Source organism: Lacibacterium aquatile (assembly GCF_042683105.1).
In the GTDB taxonomy this organism is placed as follows: Bacteria; Pseudomonadota; Alphaproteobacteria; order Elsterales; family Elsteraceae; genus Lacibacterium; species Lacibacterium aquatile.
Genome location: NZ_JBHUIP010000012.1, coordinates 558,610 through 574,149, shown reverse-complemented (window position 1 = coordinate 574,149; position 15,540 = coordinate 558,610). Strand labels below are relative to the sequence as shown.

At 62.8% G+C, this 15,540-nt stretch carries 15 protein-coding genes; 3 read left to right on the top strand and 12 right to left on the bottom strand.

Annotated features, from left to right (window positions below; all coding sequences use genetic code 11):
- Position 1: 1 nt before the first annotated feature.
- Genes ACFSM5_RS14300 through ACFSM5_RS14270 form a run of 7 tightly spaced genes read right to left on the bottom strand, consistent with a single transcriptional unit; the run spans position 2 to position 6,257 of the window.
- A complete protein-coding gene (locus tag ACFSM5_RS14300) occupies positions 2 to 814 on the bottom strand; it encodes a purine-nucleoside phosphorylase (RefSeq protein WP_379877110.1) in 813 nt (270 codons plus the stop codon).
- A complete protein-coding gene (locus ACFSM5_RS14295; protein ID WP_379877109.1) occupies positions 811 to 1,149 on the bottom strand; it encodes a DUF1491 family protein in 339 nt (112 codons plus the stop codon). Before ACFSM5_RS14295 ends, ACFSM5_RS14300 begins: the two co-directional genes overlap by 4 nt.
- The gene (gene cdd / locus ACFSM5_RS14290; protein ID WP_379877108.1) at positions 1,133 to 1,606 is read right to left on the bottom strand and encodes a cytidine deaminase; all 474 of its coding nucleotides are present in this window, start codon (positions 1,604 to 1,606) and stop codon (positions 1,133 to 1,135) included. Before cdd ends, ACFSM5_RS14295 begins: the two co-directional genes overlap by 17 nt.
- Positions 1,607 to 2,566, bottom strand: coding sequence for an ABC transporter permease (locus ACFSM5_RS14285; protein ID WP_379877107.1), 960 nt, complete (start codon positions 2,564 to 2,566; stop codon positions 1,607 to 1,609). It lies immediately after the preceding gene.
- Between the two features lies 1 nt (position 2,567).
- Complete coding sequence (locus ACFSM5_RS14280; protein ID WP_379877106.1) at positions 2,568 to 3,674, bottom strand: ABC transporter permease; 1,107 nt, start codon at positions 3,672 to 3,674, stop codon at positions 2,568 to 2,570.
- Positions 3,671 to 5,194: an ABC transporter ATP-binding protein gene (locus ACFSM5_RS14275; protein ID WP_379877105.1), complete on the bottom strand. Its 1,524-nt coding sequence runs from the start codon at positions 5,192 to 5,194 to the stop codon at positions 3,671 to 3,673. The genes ACFSM5_RS14280 and ACFSM5_RS14275 overlap by 4 nt, the downstream gene beginning before the upstream one ends.
- 55 nt (positions 5,195 to 5,249) lie before the next feature.
- On the bottom strand, positions 5,250 to 6,257 hold the full coding sequence (locus ACFSM5_RS14270; protein ID WP_379877104.1) for a BMP family lipoprotein: 1,008 nt from the start codon (positions 6,255 to 6,257) through the stop codon (positions 5,250 to 5,252).
- Between the two features lie 300 nt (positions 6,258 to 6,557).
- On the opposite strand from ACFSM5_RS14270, the gene ybaL reads away from it, so the two are divergent.
- The 3 genes from ybaL (at position 6,558) to ccmB (ending at position 9,772) form a co-directional block, all read left to right on the top strand.
- Complete coding sequence (gene ybaL, locus ACFSM5_RS14265; RefSeq protein WP_379877103.1) at positions 6,558 to 8,291, top strand: YbaL family putative K(+) efflux transporter; 1,734 nt, start codon at positions 6,558 to 6,560, stop codon at positions 8,289 to 8,291.
- Positions 8,292 to 8,474: 183 nt separating this feature from the next.
- On the top strand, positions 8,475 to 9,110 hold the full coding sequence (ccmA, locus tag ACFSM5_RS14260; protein ID WP_379877304.1) for a heme ABC exporter ATP-binding protein CcmA: 636 nt from the start codon (positions 8,475 to 8,477) through the stop codon (positions 9,108 to 9,110).
- A complete protein-coding gene (gene ccmB, locus ACFSM5_RS14255) occupies positions 9,107 to 9,772 on the top strand; it encodes a heme exporter protein CcmB (protein WP_379877102.1) in 666 nt (221 codons plus the stop codon). The genes ccmA and ccmB overlap by 4 nt, the downstream gene beginning before the upstream one ends.
- 49 nt (positions 9,773 to 9,821) lie before the next feature.
- Here the strand turns inward: ccmB and lspA are convergent, their stop codons facing one another.
- The 5 genes from lspA to ACFSM5_RS14230 form a co-directional block, all read right to left on the bottom strand.
- The gene (lspA, locus tag ACFSM5_RS14250) at positions 9,822 to 10,316 is read right to left on the bottom strand and encodes a signal peptidase II (RefSeq protein WP_379877101.1); all 495 of its coding nucleotides are present in this window, start codon (positions 10,314 to 10,316) and stop codon (positions 9,822 to 9,824) included.
- 2 nt (positions 10,317 to 10,318) lie between these two features.
- Positions 10,319 to 13,198 (bottom strand): isoleucine--tRNA ligase, encoded by a 2,880-nt coding sequence (ileS, locus tag ACFSM5_RS14245; protein ID WP_379877100.1) that lies wholly within the window; start codon positions 13,196 to 13,198, stop codon positions 10,319 to 10,321.
- Between the two features lie 65 nt (positions 13,199 to 13,263).
- Entirely contained in the window at positions 13,264 to 14,133 is an 870-nt protein-coding gene (gene purU / locus ACFSM5_RS14240; protein WP_379877099.1) for a formyltetrahydrofolate deformylase, read from the bottom strand.
- Positions 14,134 to 14,335: 202 nt separating this feature from the next.
- Positions 14,336 to 14,620, bottom strand: a complete 285-nt coding sequence (locus ACFSM5_RS14235; RefSeq protein WP_379877098.1) for a GIY-YIG nuclease family protein — start codon at positions 14,618 to 14,620, stop codon at positions 14,336 to 14,338.
- A 99-nt stretch (positions 14,621 to 14,719) separates the two neighbouring features.
- Entirely contained in the window at positions 14,720 to 15,385 is a 666-nt protein-coding gene (locus ACFSM5_RS14230) for a Fe2+-dependent dioxygenase (RefSeq protein ID WP_379877097.1), read from the bottom strand.
- Between the last annotated feature and the right edge of the window lie 155 nt (positions 15,386 to 15,540).

Here is a 15,540-nt window from a genome sequence, read left to right as displayed (position 1 = left end):
CTTAGATCCCTTCCAGGAAAGCGAGCACCAGGCGGCCGAGGTCGCGTGCCGCCACACCGGCATACTGCAAGGTCTGGTCATGGCTCAAGGGAAAGTCGCTCAGCCCTTCGCCCAGATTCGTAATGGCTGAGACCGCTGCTACTTTCAGGCCACAGTGACGGGCCAGAATGACTTCCGGCACGGTGGACATGCCGACGGCATCCGCGCCCCATTTGGCGAACATGCGGATTTCGGCAGGCGTTTCGAACATCGGGCCGGGAACGGCGATATAGGTGCCTTCCGCCAGTTCGATGGACAGCTTCTTGGCGGTCGAACGCATCCGCTCGCAATAGTCGGGCTCATAGGCACCGGCCATGGGCAGGAAGCGCGGGCCGATGGCATCGTCATTGGCGCCGATCAGCGGATTGCCGGGGATCATGTTGATGTGATCGGTGATCAGCATCAGCTTGCCGGGGCCGACCTCCGGGCGCAGCGAGCCTGCGGCATTGGTCACCATCAGCGTCTCGGCACCCAGCGCCTTCAGCGCCCGCACCGGCACCGACATGATACCCGCGCCATGGCCCTCATAGAAATGCACCCGGCCCTTGAAGACGGCGACATTGGTGCCCGACAGCTTGCCCAGAACCAACGTCCCGGCGTGACCATGGACCGAGGAGATCGGAAAGCCCGGAATCTCGGAATAAGGGATCGCGATCGCATCCTGCACCTGATCGGCCAGCCCGCCGAGGCCCGAGCCCAGGATAATGCCGACCTTTGGCGTGAAGCCGGGTGCGCGGGCCTGGATGGCTTGGATGGCTGAAAGAACGTCGCTCATAACACAGGCTCCTCGAACGGGTGACGTCCCGCTTCATCTTCGATTTCGACGACCCATAGGTCGGGATCGTATTTCAACTGCCGGGCGATATAGGCATCGGCATCGGCTTCCGTGACCGGCTCCTCGCCCGTGCCGCGCATCCAGGCGGGTTTGCCTTCGGGCGTGCGGGTCTGGGACAGGACGGTAACGCCGATGGCGGGCCCCCGGTTGATCTTCACCAGAACAGCGCCCGCCGTCGGTTCGCCGCGCTTGACCACAAGCATCTGGATGCCGCGGTCGTTCCACATCTTGATGTGGGCCTTGAGCCAGAAGGCTGTCTCAAGCCTGTCGGACATCGGGGCGCCGGGCTTGGTACGCTTCCAGGATCGGCTTCATATTATCGGGCAGCTCGGACGGTCCAAAAGCCATCGGCAGCAACTCACCCAGGGTCTGGACGACATGGCTGCCATCGGCCTTGCACAGGATGATCGGGGTGGAGGCATCGCCGAATTCAAAGAGGCGCTGACGGCAACCGCCGCAGGGCGTGCAAAAATCCGGGCCGGATCCGATCACAGCGGCGGCCTTGTAGCGGCGGGGACCCGCCAGCACCATGTGGCTGATAGCCGAGGTTTCGGCGCAGGCACCCTGCGGATAGGCCGCGTTTTCGACATTGGCACCCGGATAGATGACGTCATCCTCGCCCAGCAGCGCGGCGCCGACGTTGTAGCGCGAATAGGGTGCGTAGGCATTGCCACGCGCGGTCATCGCTGCCTTTACCAGGCGCTTGGTCATCTCGGGGGTCAGTTCAAACATCTATCGCGACTTCACGTAAGGAATGCCGATGGCCTTGGGCGCAACTGCCCGGCCGACGAAACCTGCCAGCAGCAGAACGGTCAGGATATAGGGAATAGCCTGGATGAACTGCACCGGGATCTGGCCGATGCCGAAGATATTAACGCCCTGCAGGCGCACCTGGGCCGCATCGGTGAAGGCGAACAGCAGGCAGGCGATCAGCGTCGGATAGGGGCGCCATTTGCCGAACACCAGCGCCGCCAGTGCCAGGAAGCCCTTACCGGCGGTCATATCCTGCAGGAAGCTGTTGTTCTGCGCCGTCGAAAGGTAGCTGCCCGCGATACCGCACAGCAGACCGTTGATGGCCAGCGCCTGATAGCGCAGCTTGGCGACCGAGATCCCGGCGGTATCGACCGCATGGGGATTCTCGCCCACCGCCCGCAGGCGCAGGCCAAAGCGGGTGCGATAGACGATCCAGACGATGGTCGGCAGCAGGATCGCCGTGACATAGACCAGGATATTATGGCCGCTGATGATCTCGTAATAGATCTCCAGCACCGGCACGCCCTTTGTCGCCTCCGCAAACGGCAGGGTGATCGGCGTGAAGCGGGCATCGCCCTCCAGGAACGGTGTGCGTCCGCCCTGCTGGAACCAGGCATTGGCCAGGATGGCGGTCAGGCCGGAGGCGGCGATATTGATCGCCATGCCGCTGACCGTCTGATTGCCGTTATAGGTGACTGAGGCAACGCCATGCATCATCGAGAGCAGGAACCCGACACCCAGGGCCGCCAGCAGTCCTAGCGGCGCGCTACCCGTAATTGCGGCAACGGCGGCGGCGGCAAAGGCGGCGGCCAGCATCTTGCCCTCAAGGCCGATGTCGATCACGCCGGAGCGTTCGGAGAACATGCCCGCCAGCGCCGCCAGCAGCAGCGGGGTCGCGACACGAATGGTGCTGTCGAGCAGGCTTAGCAGAATATCCATGTCAGCCCGCCTTTCCGCCAAAGAGCCGTTCGATCGGGCGGCGGAACAGATTCTCCAACGCGCCGCAGAACAGAATGATCAGGCCCTGGATCACCACCACCATTTCGCGGGTGATATTGGGCTTCTCGAACGACAGGTCTGATCCGCCCTGATAGAGCGCGCCGAACAGCAGGGCCGCCAGGAAGATGCCGATGGGGTGATTGCGCCCCATGAGCGCGACCGCGATGCCGACGAAACCGACGCCGCCGGTAAAATTCACCAGCAGCTTATGCTGCACGCCCAGCACATCGTTGATCGCGACGAAGCCTGCAAGGCCGCCCGACATGACCATCGCCAGAATGACCGTGCGGTCGACCCGGATACCGGCATAGGAGGCGGCGCGCTCGTTGAGGCCGACCGTCCGCAGCTCGTAGCCCCAGCGGGTCCGCCAGACGAAGAGATAGAATAGGCCCGAGATGATCAGTGCGATGATGAAGGAGGTATTGAGCGGCGACTTCACCATCTCGATCCCGAACCAGCGCCCCGCTTCCTGCATGGTCGGCAGCCAGGTGCTTTCGTCGAAGCGGCGGCTTTCCGGGGCCTGCTGGCCGGGCGCGCGGATCAGGTCCACCAGCACCCATTGGATCAGGGCGCCGGCGATGAAATTAAACATGATGGTGGTGACGACCACATGGCTGCCGCGCTTGGCCTGGAGATAGCCGGGCAGGAAAGCCCAGGCCCCGCCGAAGACCATGGCGGCGATCAGCGCGACCGGCAGCACCAGGATGAACGGCACCCCGCCCATGGCAAGGCACACCAGCGTGACGCCCAAGCCTGCGAAATAGGCCTGACCCTCGGCGCCGATATTGAACAGACCGGCGTGGAAGGCGATGGCGACCGCAAGGCCGGTGAAGATGAAGTTCGTCGTATAATAGAGCGTATAGCCGATTGCCTCGGGATAACCGACGGCACCATTGACCAGAATGCCCATCGCCTCGAACGGATCTTCCCCGATCAGGGCGATGACCACGCCCGAAATCACCAGGGCGGCCAGCAGATTGAGGGCGGGAATAAGCCCGAGGTCGACCCAGGCCGGAAGCCCGTTCGCCTTCTTGAAAAGTCCCATCATACTGTGGTCTCGCCCGCCATCATGAGGCCGAGCTTGCGTTCGGTTGCCTCGATACGCGGCACCTGACCCGTGACGCGGCCTGCGGCCATGACCAGGATGCGGTCGGACAAGGCAAGGATCTCCTCAAGTTCCACCGAGACCAGCAGCAGGGCCTTGCCCGCATCGCGCAACTGCACAAGGCGGCGGTGGATGAATTCGATGGCGCCGATATCGACGCCGCGTGTGGGCTGGCCGATCAGCAGCAGCGCCGGATCGCGGTCGATCTCACGCGCTAGTACGATCTTCTGCTGATTGCCGCCGGAAAACAGGCTGGACCGCAGATACGGATTGGGCGGACGGACGTCGAACTCCGCCATGAAGCGCTCGCAGCGCTCGGTGATCTTAGCGGGATCATAGAGCGGGCCGCGCTGGATATCCTTGTCGTCGTGGTAGCCGAGAATCGCGCTTTCCTGCGCGGTGAAGGGCTTCACAAGGCCGGTGGTGGAGCGGTCTTCGGGCACATGGGCCATGCCGAGCGTTCGGCGGTGCGCCGCCTCGGACGGGCCGCCGCCGGTCAGTTCCACCCCATTCAGCCAGATTTTTCCGCGCGTGGGAGCCCGCAGGCCCGCCAGCACTTCGAGCAGTTCGGACTGGCCGTTGCCCGACACGCCTGCGACGCCGACGATCTCGCCCGCGCGCACTTCGAACGTCGCATCTTCCAGTAGGGCGCAGTTGCGGCTGTCGATATAGGTCAGGCCTTCGACCTTCAGCACCACCTCGCCCGCCTGACGGTCGGCCTTGGGGACGGTCATATTGATCTTGCGGCCGACCATCAGTTCGGCCAGTTCCTCTTTCGAGGTTTGTGCCGTCTTCACTTCGCCCACGACGGTGCCGCCGCGCATGACGGTGACGGCATCGGTCACCTCCATGATCTCGCGCAGCTTGTGGGTGATGATGATGATCGTTTTGCCTTCGGCCTTTAGCGCGCGAAGGATACGGAACAGATCGTCGGCTTCCTGCGGCGTCAGCACGCCCGTCGGCTCGTCGAGGATCAGCACCTCGGCACCGCGATACAGGGCCTTTAGAATCTCGACCCGCTGCTGGGCGCCGACCGGCAGATCCTGGACGACGGCGTCGGGATCGGTGGCAAGCCCATAGTCGCGGGATAGTTTCAGCAGGGCGTCACGGGCGGGCGTCAGAACGGGGGAAAGCCGTGCATTCCCCTCCACACCCAGAATGACATTCTCGAGCACGGTGAAAGGGTCCACCAGCATGAAGTGCTGGTGGACCATTCCGATACCCAAGGCAATGGCATCTTCCGAAGTCTTGATCTTGACCTCATGGCCATTCACCCGGATAAGCCCGCTATCGGCCTGATAGAAGCCGTAGAGGATGCTCATCAGAGTGGATTTACCGGCGCCATTTTCGCCGATAATGCCGTGGATCGACCCCTTGGCCACCGTGAGGTTGATGTCACGGTTGGCCTGAACGGGGCCGAAACGCTTGTTGATACCGACAAGCTCGATCGCTGGCGCGGTCATCCGTTGCGGCGCGTCCTTAGAGGGTCAAGACTTCAAAAGAACCAGAGCCGACCGGTTACGAAACCGGGCAGCTGTTGGTCTTGCGATAATCGACGACGTTGATCTTGCCGCCGATGATGTCGGCCTTTGCCGCTTCAACCTTGGCTTTGATCGCGTCGGTGAAGACCGACTTGTTGTTGTCGTCCAGCGCGTAACCGACGCCTTCTTCCTTCAGGCCCAGAACCTGGGTGCCCGACTTCCAGGACTTGTCCTGGGCCGACTTGAAGGAATTGTAGACAGCCAGATCGACGCGCTTGACCATCGAGGTCAGCACGGTGCCGGGCGCAACATGGTTCTGGTTGCTGTCGACGCCGATGGCAAACTTGCTCTTGTCCTTGGCAGCGCGGATAACGCCGTCGCCGGTGCCGCCAGCGGCTGCGAAGATCACGTCGACGCCACGGTCGAACTGCGACTGGGCCAATTCACCGCCCTTGGCAGGATCGCGCCAGGCAGCCGGGGTGGTGCCGGTCATGTTGCCGATATATTCGACGTTCTGCTTCACGTACTTCGCACCCTGGGCATAGCCGCAGCCGAAGGCGCGGATCAGGGGGATGTCCATGCCGCCGATGAAGCCGACCTTGTCGGTCTTCGACGACAGGGCAGCGGCGACGCCGACCAGGAACGAGCCTTCTTCTTCCTTGAACAGGATCGAATTGACGTTCGGCGCATCGACAACGGCGTCGATGATGGTGAACTTCAGATCCTTGAATTCCGGCGCTACGGCCTGGACGGCCGACTGCTGGGTGAAGCCGACCGACACGATGATGCCGACGTTGCGGCGCGCCAGGTTGCGCAGGGCCTGCTCACGCTGGCTTTCGTTGGTCACTTCGAATTCGCGGTACTGAATGCCGGTTTCTTTCTTGAAACGCTCGGCACCATTGTAGGCCGCTTCATTGAAGCTCTTATCGAACTTGCCGCCCATGTCGAAAACGACAGCAGGCACAAATTCCTGAGCCAGCGCGCTGCCCGACAGCAGGCCAGCAACTAAACCGGCGGCGAGAGCCGCAGTTGTCTTGACGGTCACGGGTGTAACTCCCTTCGTGAAATGCCCCAAGCCCCGCGTCGAGTGTACCCTCGTCCTTCGGGATCGCGCCACTATCGCAATAGTAAGGACGCAAGGCACGCGGAAAATTCGACCTTATGGTCAGGATTACTCTGTTGCGTGAGCGGGACAGCACCCTATCTAGGATGAGGCGGTTAGCAGAAAAACATTACAACACGGTAATATTTCATCGCTTCGTCTCATCCAATCGTTAGGATGTCGAGGCAGCCAGCGCCTCTGATCTCGACCAGCCCTTCTTACTCGAAAGGACCGATTTATCCGATGCCTCACCATACGCCCCTGATTGCCACAATCGTCGTCGGCCTCGGTCTGGCCTTCATCTTCGGGGCGTTGGCGCAGCGGTTCAAGATATCGCAACTGGTGGGATATCTTCTGGCGGGTGTGTTGGTCGGTCCCTTCACGCCGGGTTTTGTCGCCGATCAGAATCTGGCGCCGGAACTGGCCGAAATCGGCGTCATTCTGCTGATGTTCGGTGTCGGTCTGCATTTTTCGCTCAAAGACCTGCTGGCGGTAAAAGCCATCGCGATACCAGGGGCCATCGTGCAGATGGCGGTGGCGACAGGGCTGGGTGTCGGCATGGCCCTCTTCATGGGCTGGAATCTGGGGGCCGGTCTGGTTTTTGGTCTGGCGCTGTCCGTTGCCAGTACGGTCGTGCTGCTGCGTGCATTGCAGGAACGCCGGATCGTCGATACCGAACGGGGCCGGATCGCCGTCGGCTGGTTGATCGTCGAAGATCTGGCGATGGTCCTGGCCCTCGTTTTGCTGCCGCCGCTGGCTGGCTTGCTCAAGGGGGACGAGGCGGGCAGCCCCGGATCGCAGGAAATCCTGATGACCCTCGGCACCACGCTCGGCAAGGTCGCTGCTTTTGTGGCCCTGATGCTGATTGTCGGGCGGCGCGTGATCCCCTGGGTGCTGCATTACATTGCCCACACCGGATCGCGTGAGTTGTTCCGTCTGTCGGTGCTGGCGATTGCGCTGGGCGTCGCCTATGGCGCGGCGGTCCTGTTCGGGGTTTCCTTTGCACTGGGCGCCTTCTTCGCGGGCATGGTCTTGAGCGAATCGCCGCTCAGCCATCGCGCTGCGGAAGAGACTTTGCCCCTGCGCGATGCCTTCGCGGTGCTGTTCTTCGTCTCGGTCGGTATGCTGGTCGATCCGGCGATCCTGGTGAAAAGCCCGCTGCCGGTTCTGGGCGTGCTGCTGATCATCGTGGTCGGCAAAATGCTGGCGGCGCTGGGCATCGTGCTGCTGTTCCGCCATCCGTTGCGCACCGCCTTCACAATTTCTGCCAGCCTTGCGCAGATCGGTGAATTCTCCTTCATCCTGGCGGCGCTTGGTGTCGGCCTGGGGCTGTTGCCGCCCGAGGGTCGCGATCTGATCCTGGCGGGTGCCATTCTCTCGATCCTCGCCAATCCGCTGGTTTTCTATGGCGCTGATAAACTGCTGCCCTGGTGGGAGGCACGCCGCGCCCAGCCTGCCGCTTCTGCTACAGCCGAACCGGTCGAGGAAGTCCCGGCCCTGCAGCCGACCAGCCTGACCGAACATGCGGTGGTCGTGGGTTATGGCCGCGTTGGTAGCGTGGTCTGCAATGGCCTCGCCGAAGCGGGCAAGCCGTTCCTGGTGGTCGAGGATGTTCCCGCCCGCATTACCGAGCTGAACGAAAAAGGCATCGAGGTCGTGACTGAGAATGCCGCCAAGCCCGAGGTCATGGCGACGCTGAATATCCCCGCCGCCAACTGGCTGTTCGTCGCGATCCCCAACAGCTTTGAAGCGGGGCAGATCGTGGAGCAGGCCCGCAAGGCCAATCCGGATCTGCGGATCGTCGCGCGCGCCCATACGGATGCGGAGATCGAATATCTCCAGTCCCGTGGCGCGGACGAAACGATCATGGGCGAGCGCGAAATCGCCCTGGGTATGTTGCAGAAGGCGTTCGAGGCCAAGAAGCCTGCGGCAGAGCGCCCGGCCGAACCCGACGCCGGACAGCCGCAACCGGCGTAGGGGTCAGGGTCCCCAAAGAAGTCGTCACCCCGCACTCGATGCGGGGTCTATCCGAGGCGGCCCCGCTTGAGCGGGATCCCGCATCAAGTGCGGGATGACGAGGTCCATATGGACAGGTTTCCCGACGAATCCTTTCTATCAAGCCGCTTGCCCCTAATCCCGCGATCCGCCACCTTGGCGCCCATGATCAATGCCGCTTCCTTCAGCGGCAGCGGCCTTGCCGTGGTGCGCGGTGGGCGCCTGCTGTTCCGTGACCTTGCTTTCGAGATCGCCCCCGGTCAGGCCTTGCTGCTGACCGGACCGAACGGGTCGGGGAAGTCCAGCCTGCTGCGGGTTCTGGCGGGTCTGACGCCGCCGCAGTTGGGGCAGCTCTCCTGGAATGGGGCGCCGATAGACGATCGCGAGGATCATGCCGCTCGCCTCAATTGGCTGGGGTTTTCGGATGGTATCAAGCCGACGCTGACGGTGCGTGAGCATCTGGCGTTCCATCGTGCGTTGGGTTTGCCCGGCATCGATGTCGAGGCAGCGGGCGGTCGCGTGGGTCTGGGAGCGCTGCTGGACAAGCCGGGGCGTATCCTTTCCTCCGGTCAGCGCCGCCGCCTGTCGCTGGCCCGCCTGCTGGTCCGCGCCGCGCCGCTGTGGCTGTTGGACGAACCGACCACAGCCCTCGATGATGCTGGAACAGCTCTGTTTGCCGAATTGGCGGGCGAACATCTGGCCCAAGGCGGGCTGCTGGTTGCTGCAACCCATCATGACCTGGGCCTGGCCGATAGCCTGCGGCTGCGACCGGCCGACTTTCTGCCGGAGAGGGCGGAATGAGCGGCTTCAAGGTTCTGCTGATGCGCGAACTGCGCCTGACCGCCCGGCAATTGGGCGATCTCATGCCCGCGCTGGTCTTTTTCCTGCTGGCGGCGACCCTGTTCCCGCTGGGGGTGGGGCCTGAGCCCAATCTGCTGGCGCGGATCGCGTCTGGCATCGTGTGGGTGACCGCGCTGCTGGCGAGCCTGCTGACCCTCGACCGGTTGTTCCTGAGCGATTACGAAGATGGCTCGCTGGAGCAGCTCGCCCTTTCGCCGACGCCACTTGCCCTGCTGGCGGCGGCCAAGCTGCTGGCCCATTGGCTGACGACCGGTCTGCCGCTGCTGATCCTGGCGCCCTTGGTGGCCCTGTTGCTCAACCTGCCGCCCGACGCCTTGGGGACCATGCTGCTGTCGATGCTGCTCGGCACCCCGGTCCTGAGCTGTATCGGCGGTATCGGCGCGGCCCTGACCCTGGGCGCCCGCCGGGGCGCGGCGCTGTTGCCGCTGCTGGTGCTGCCGCTGCTGTTGCCGGTGCTGATCTTTGGCGTTGGCGCCATTGAAGGCGCGGCCATGGGGCTGGGCGCCCGGCCGCATCTGCTGATCCTGGGTGCGATCTTGGCCTTTGCCGCCCCGCTGGCCCCGCTGGCGATTTCGGCCGCGCTTAGGCAGGCAGTGGAATAAGCTACCGATCAGTCAGATAGATCAATCGCCGACGATTGATCTATTCAACTCATGAGTCGGATTTTTTGGGGAACAGCCCGTCGATCAGCAGGGCGATGACGCCCAGGCTGATGCCCGCATCGGCGACATTGAAGACGAACGGATGCCAACCGGCAAAGTGGAAATCGATGAAATCGAAGACCGCGCCGAAGCGCATCCGGTCAAAGATGTTCCCGATGGCCCCGCCGATGACCATGGCGATCCCGGCGACCACAATCGTCCGTTCGGCCTTGCGCAGCCAGAACACCAACGCGATGGAGACGGCGACCGACATGGCCGACAGCAGGTAAGCCCCTGTCCAGCCGTCGGCGGCCAGCATCCCGAAGGAAACGCCTCGGTTCCAGACCACCGACCAGTTGAGGAACGGCAGCACATATTCCTGGGCGAAGGGGTCGCTCGGCTGAAACACGCCCAGCCGCCCCATCATGTAGTACTTCGACACCTGGTCGAGCAGGATGATCAGCACAGCCCATCCCAGGCCGTGCGCGAGCGGACGACGCACCATTTTCAGCCCCCGATGACCGCGTCGCAGCGGAAGCAGAGATCCGGGTTACGGGCGATGGTGCCGACTTCCTTGTAGTGATTGCGGCAGCGCTCGCAGCGGGCATATTCGGTCTTGGCGAATTCGACCAGCACGTCGGCGCCCGACACGGTCACCATCTCGCCCGAGGAATTTTCCAACACGGCGTGGAAGTCCCCCGAACCCTCATTCTCGGCCGAGAGAACGGCAACTTTCTCCTGGCTCAAGGCTTCCAGCGGCACCAGTCCGACGTTGGAGGTGATGCAGACTTCCGCGAAATTCACCGTCTCCAGAATGTCGAACACGGCCCGCGAGGCATAGACCATCGGCGCAGCCTGGGTGGAGGAGCCGATTTCCTTGGCGCTGCGGGCGACTTCCAGACGGCTGGTCACGCGGCGACGGGCGCCGCGGATGACTTCCCACTTGGCCAGCAGATCGCCGTCGCGCCATTCGTCCGGGATTTCCGGGAAGAGCTGGCGGTGGACCGAATCCGTCTCGTCACCCGTGGCGCCCGGCGCATAGCCCCAGGCTTCTTCTGCGGTGAAGGACAGGACCGGGGCCAGCCACTTGGTCAGGCAATCCAGCAGGATCGCCATGACGGTACGGGCGGCACGGCGGCGCGGCTCGGCCGGATCGTCGCAATAGAGCGAGTCCTTACGGATATCGAAATAGAAGGCCGACAGCTCATTGGCGCAGAAATTATGGATCGCCGAATAGAGGCCGTGGAAGTCATAGGCCTGGATGCTGTTGCGGACCAGGCTATCGAGTTCGACCAGTTCGGCCAGCACCCAACGTTCCAGCTCCGGCATCTCGTCGAACGGCAGCTTCTCCGACTTGACGTCGAAGCCCTGCACAGCGCCCAACAGATAGCGAAGCGTATTGCGCAGGCGGCGATAGTGATCGGCCTGATACTTCAGGATCTCCGGCCCGATGCGCACGTCCTCGGAATAGTCCGACGACACGACCCAGAGGCGCAGGATATCGATGCCATATTCGTCCGCCACCTTCAGCGGGCTGACCACATTGCCCAGCGACTTGGACATCTTGCGGCCCTGTTCGTCGAGCGCGAAACCATGGGTCAGCACGGCCTTATAGGGCGCAACGCCACGGGTCCCGGCGCTTTCCAGCAGGGAGGTATGGAACCAGCCGCGATGCTGGTCCGAGCCTTCGAGATAGAGGTCGGCGGGCCAATGCTGATCCTCGCGCTTCTCCAGCACAAAGGAATGGGTGGAGCCGCTGTCGAACCAGACCTCGACCACATCCATGATCTGCTCGAAATCTTCGGCCTTATACTGATTTCCCAGGAACCGTTCGGGCGGGCTGGAGAACCAGGCATCGCCGCCTTCGGCTTCGAAAGCTTCGGCGATACGGTCGTTGACGGTGTCGTCGCGCAGGGGTTCGCCGGTCGCCTTATTGACGAAGATCGCAAGCGGGGTGCCCCAGGAACGCTGGCGCGACACGCACCAGTCCGGGCGGCTTTCGATCATCGAGCGGATGCGGTTCTCACCGGCTTCGGGCACCCAGCGGGTATCGGCGATGGCCTGTAGCGCCTTCTTGCGCAGATCCCCATGCTCCATGGAGATGAACCACTGCGGGGTCGCCCGATAGATCAGCGGGGCCTTGGAGCGCCAGGAGTGCGGGTAGGAGTGCACCAGCTTGGATTTGGCAAGCAGACCGCCCGCCTTATCCAGGGTCTCGCACATCGCATCGGCGACCTTATAGACATGCATCCCGGCGAACAGCGGGACCGACGGATAATAGGTGCCGTCGCCCGCCACGGTGCGCGGGAGTTCCAGATTGAACTTCTGGCCGATATCGAAATCGTCCTCGCCATGGCCCGGCGCGGTATGGACAAGGCCGGTACCGGCATCGGCGGTCACATGGTCGCCCGGCAGCAGCGGCACGTCATAGTCATAGCCCTGGCCGCGCAGGGGATGGGCGGCGATGACGCCTTCCAGGGCCGCACCGGCAAAGCTGCTGGTGATGGTATGGGCGGAGATCTTGGCGGCTTTGGCGACCGCTTCGACCAGGGCTTCGGCAACGATCAGCTTTTCGCCGACCTGTGCCAGGCTGCCGTCTTCGACCGCGCCGACTTCCAGAACCACATAGGCGAGTTCCGGATTATAGCAGATGGCCCGGTTGCCCGGCATGGTCCAGGGGGTGGTGGTCCAGATCAGGGCCGACGCCCCGTCGAACACGCCGCCCTGCACCTTGAAGCGCACATGGATCTGGGTCGAGGTATGGTCGTGATATTCGACCTCGGCATCGGCCAGCGCCGTCTGTTCGACGACGGACCAGAGCACCGGGCGGAAGCCCTGATAGAGGCTGCCCGACATCAGGAACTTGGTCAGTTCGCGGAAGATCTGGGCTTCGGAGCCGAAGTTCATCGTCTTATAGGGATCGGCCCAGTCGCCGGTTACGCCCAGACGCTTGAACTGCGTGCGCTGAATATCGATCCAGCCTTCGGCAAAGGCGCGGCATTCCTGGCGGAATTCCACCGGCGGCACGGCATTCTTGTCCTTGCCCTTGGCGCGATACTGCTCCTCGATCTTCCATTCGATGGGAAGACCGTGGCAGTCCCAGCCCGGCACATAGGCGGCGTCCTTGCCCAGCATGCGCTGCGCCTTGACGATGACGTCCTTCAGGATCTTGTTGACCGCGTGACCGATGTGGATGTCGCCGTTGGCGTAGGGCGGACCATCGTGCAGCACGAACTTTTCGCGGCCCTTGCCGTCCTGGCGATTGAGGCGATAGAGGTCAATCTTCTCCCACCGCTCCAGAATCTTCGGCTCCGCCACGGGCAGGCCCGCACGCATCGGGAAGTCGGTCTGGGGCAGGAAAACACTGTCCTTGTAATCGCGGCTCATCGTTAAAAACTCTCCAAGTTGGCCTGTCAGGCTTTGCCCTGCTTGAGGCCGTTTAGGCTCTGTGCTTACCAGAAGACGACGGTCTTGTGACCATTGATCGTGACGCGGTGTTCGGCATGGAACTGAACCGCGCGCGCCAGCACGACCGATTCGATGTCGCGGCCCAGGGCCGCCAGCTGATCCACCGTGAAGGTATGATCGACCCGTTCCACCGCCTGCTCGATGATCTGGCCTTCGTCGAGGTCGGGGGTCACGTAATGGGCGGTGGCGCCGATCAGCTTCACGCCGCGATTGAAGGCCTGGCTGTAGGGCTGGGCGCCCTTGAAGCTGGGCAGGAACGAGTGATGGATATTGATGCAGCGGCCGCGCAGGCGCTCGCACAGATCCGGCGACAGCACCTGCATGTAGCGGGCGAGCACGACGAGATCGATCTTATATTGATCCATCAACTCGATCAGGGCGGCTTCCTGGGCTGCCTTGTTCGTCTTGTCGACGGGCAGGTAATGGAAGGGCAGCCCGTGCCACTTCGCCAGCTCCTCGAACTCGCGGTGGTTCGAGACGACAGCGGGGATATCGATCGGCAGCAGGCCCGAGCGCCAGCGGTACAGCAGGTCGTTCAGGCAATGGCCGAACTTGGAGACCAGCGGCAGCATCCGCATCTTGCGCGTCGGATCATGCAGGCCCCAGGTCATCTTGAAGCGTTCGGCAATGGCGGCGAAACCGGCCTCCAGCGTCGGGCGGATCGCGGAATTGGCCTGCGGATCCACGGTCGTGCGCATGAAGAAGGTCTTGGTCTCGTCGTCCTCGAACTGATAGGAGCGACGGATATTATACCCTGCATCCGCCAGATAGCCGGAGACGGCGGCAACGATACCGACCTGATCGGGGCAGTGCAGCTTCAGGATAAGCGAACCGGTATTAGGGCTTTCGGACATGCTTCTTCTAACGCGCAGGATTAAAGGCGGATCGGCCTCATGCAGGGCAATGCCCGATAGGCCGACTGAAGGCTCTACCAGATGCGCGCGCGCTTGGAAACCGCTGCGGGCGCAGACCGGGGTTTCGCTACTGAGGAAGTCTAAAAGAAACTCGTCATCCCGGGACTTGATCCCGGGATCTCCTCCGGGAGCGGTTACCGTTTTAGGCGAGTTGCTCATAAAGATCTGCCCATTCGGGATTTGTTTTCTCGATCAGGTCGACTTTCCAAGCGCGCGGCCATTCCTTCAGGGTTTTCTCGCGTCGGATTGCTTGGGTGATCTCGTCGTGCGTCTCGAACCAGACGAGTTGTTTGAGGCGGTACCGCTTGGTGAAACTGTCGACGACCCCTTCCCGGTGTTCCCAGACGCGGCGCGGAAGATCACTGGTCACGCCGATATACAGTGTGCCGTCTCGCTTATTCGTGACGATGTAGACCCATGCGGCCATGGAGGATTTCTACCATGGCGGGAAAATGTCTGAAAGTGCTCCCGGAGGAGATCCCGGGATCAAGTCCCGGGATGACGACCGTGTTTTTTAGCCTAAACCTCAAACCTCCGCATGCCGCCGCAGCAGGTTGGCGGAGACCTTGGCCAGCAGGTCGCCTTCGGGGCTACGGCCGATGCGTTCATGCAGGGAGCGCCGGGCGCGGTCCAGGTCGAACAGCATTTCGCGGATCTCGCCATCGCGGATGATGCTCTGCATCCAGGTCACCGCGACCTTGCGGGTGCCGCGCGTCACGGCATTCACCCGGTGAAGGGTGGTGGAGGGATAGACGACAGCAGCGCCCAAGGGCAGCTTGATCGCCTGCTCGCCGCCTGCCGTCTCGATCACCAGTTCGCCGCCGTCATAGTCCTCCGGCGCGCTCAGGAAGACCGTGCAGGAGAGATCGCTGCGGGTGGGGGGCGAGCCCATCAGCGCATCGTCGACATGGGCGCCATATTCTTCGGAAATGCCATAGGCTGACAGCAGGGGCGCGCGGATCACCTTCGGCCGCGCTGCCAACTGCACCAGCGGATGACGCCGCAGGGCCGCCATGATGACCTGCTGCACCGCTTCGGCAGCCGGGCCGGAGAAGGCCTGGCGGTTCTTCTTCACATCCCGCGCCAGCCAGCCGGCGGTCAACTTGCCGTCGCCCATTTCGAGACCATCGAACTTGCGGCTCAGATCCGCCGCCTCGGCGGGGGTCAGCATATCGGCGATGCAGAGAATCATGACGCGTGGCTCCAGGTCCAAAGGCGGGCGCCAGCATGAACCGAGCAGACGTGCGACCGCAAGTCACGCGACGCTACTACAGTGACCATTGCAGTCGAGAATGGTTCGCAGTAGCATCGCGCCGTTTTAGCCGCCCTCCGACCCTTTGTCCGAGG

What these genes read in the sequence shown, in the direction of transcription:
- ACFSM5_RS14300 (WP_379877110.1), bottom strand. Translation starts at nt 814, where the DNA reads ATGAGCGACGTTCTTTCAGCCATCCAAGCCATCCAGGCCCGCGCACCC.
- ACFSM5_RS14295 (WP_379877109.1), bottom strand. Translation starts at nt 1,149, where the DNA reads ATGTCCGACAGGCTTGAGACAGCCTTCTGGCTCAAGGCCCACATCAAG.
- cdd (WP_379877108.1), bottom strand. Translation starts at nt 1,606, where the DNA reads ATGTTTGAACTGACCCCCGAGATGACCAAGCGCCTGGTAAAGGCAGCG.
- ACFSM5_RS14285 (WP_379877107.1), bottom strand. Translation starts at nt 2,566, where the DNA reads ATGGATATTCTGCTAAGCCTGCTCGACAGCACCATTCGTGTCGCGACC.
- ACFSM5_RS14280 (WP_379877106.1), bottom strand. Translation starts at nt 3,674, where the DNA reads ATGATGGGACTTTTCAAGAAGGCGAACGGGCTTCCGGCCTGGGTCGAC.
- ACFSM5_RS14275 (WP_379877105.1), bottom strand. Translation starts at nt 5,194, where the DNA reads ATGACCGCGCCAGCGATCGAGCTTGTCGGTATCAACAAGCGTTTCGGC.
- ybaL (WP_379877103.1), top strand. Translation starts at nt 6,558, where the DNA reads ATGCCTCACCATACGCCCCTGATTGCCACAATCGTCGTCGGCCTCGGT.
- ccmA (WP_379877304.1), top strand. Translation starts at nt 8,475, where the DNA reads ATGATCAATGCCGCTTCCTTCAGCGGCAGCGGCCTTGCCGTGGTGCGC.
- ccmB (WP_379877102.1), top strand. Translation starts at nt 9,107, where the DNA reads ATGAGCGGCTTCAAGGTTCTGCTGATGCGCGAACTGCGCCTGACCGCC.
- lspA (WP_379877101.1), bottom strand. Translation starts at nt 10,316, where the DNA reads ATGGTGCGTCGTCCGCTCGCGCACGGCCTGGGATGGGCTGTGCTGATC.
- ileS (WP_379877100.1), bottom strand. Translation starts at nt 13,198, where the DNA reads ATGAGCCGCGATTACAAGGACAGTGTTTTCCTGCCCCAGACCGACTTC.
- purU (WP_379877099.1), bottom strand. Translation starts at nt 14,133, where the DNA reads ATGTCCGAAAGCCCTAATACCGGTTCGCTTATCCTGAAGCTGCACTGC.
- ACFSM5_RS14235 (WP_379877098.1), bottom strand. Translation starts at nt 14,620, where the DNA reads ATGGCCGCATGGGTCTACATCGTCACGAATAAGCGAGACGGCACACTG.
- ACFSM5_RS14230 (WP_379877097.1), bottom strand. Translation starts at nt 15,385, where the DNA reads ATGATTCTCTGCATCGCCGATATGCTGACCCCCGCCGAGGCGGCGGAT.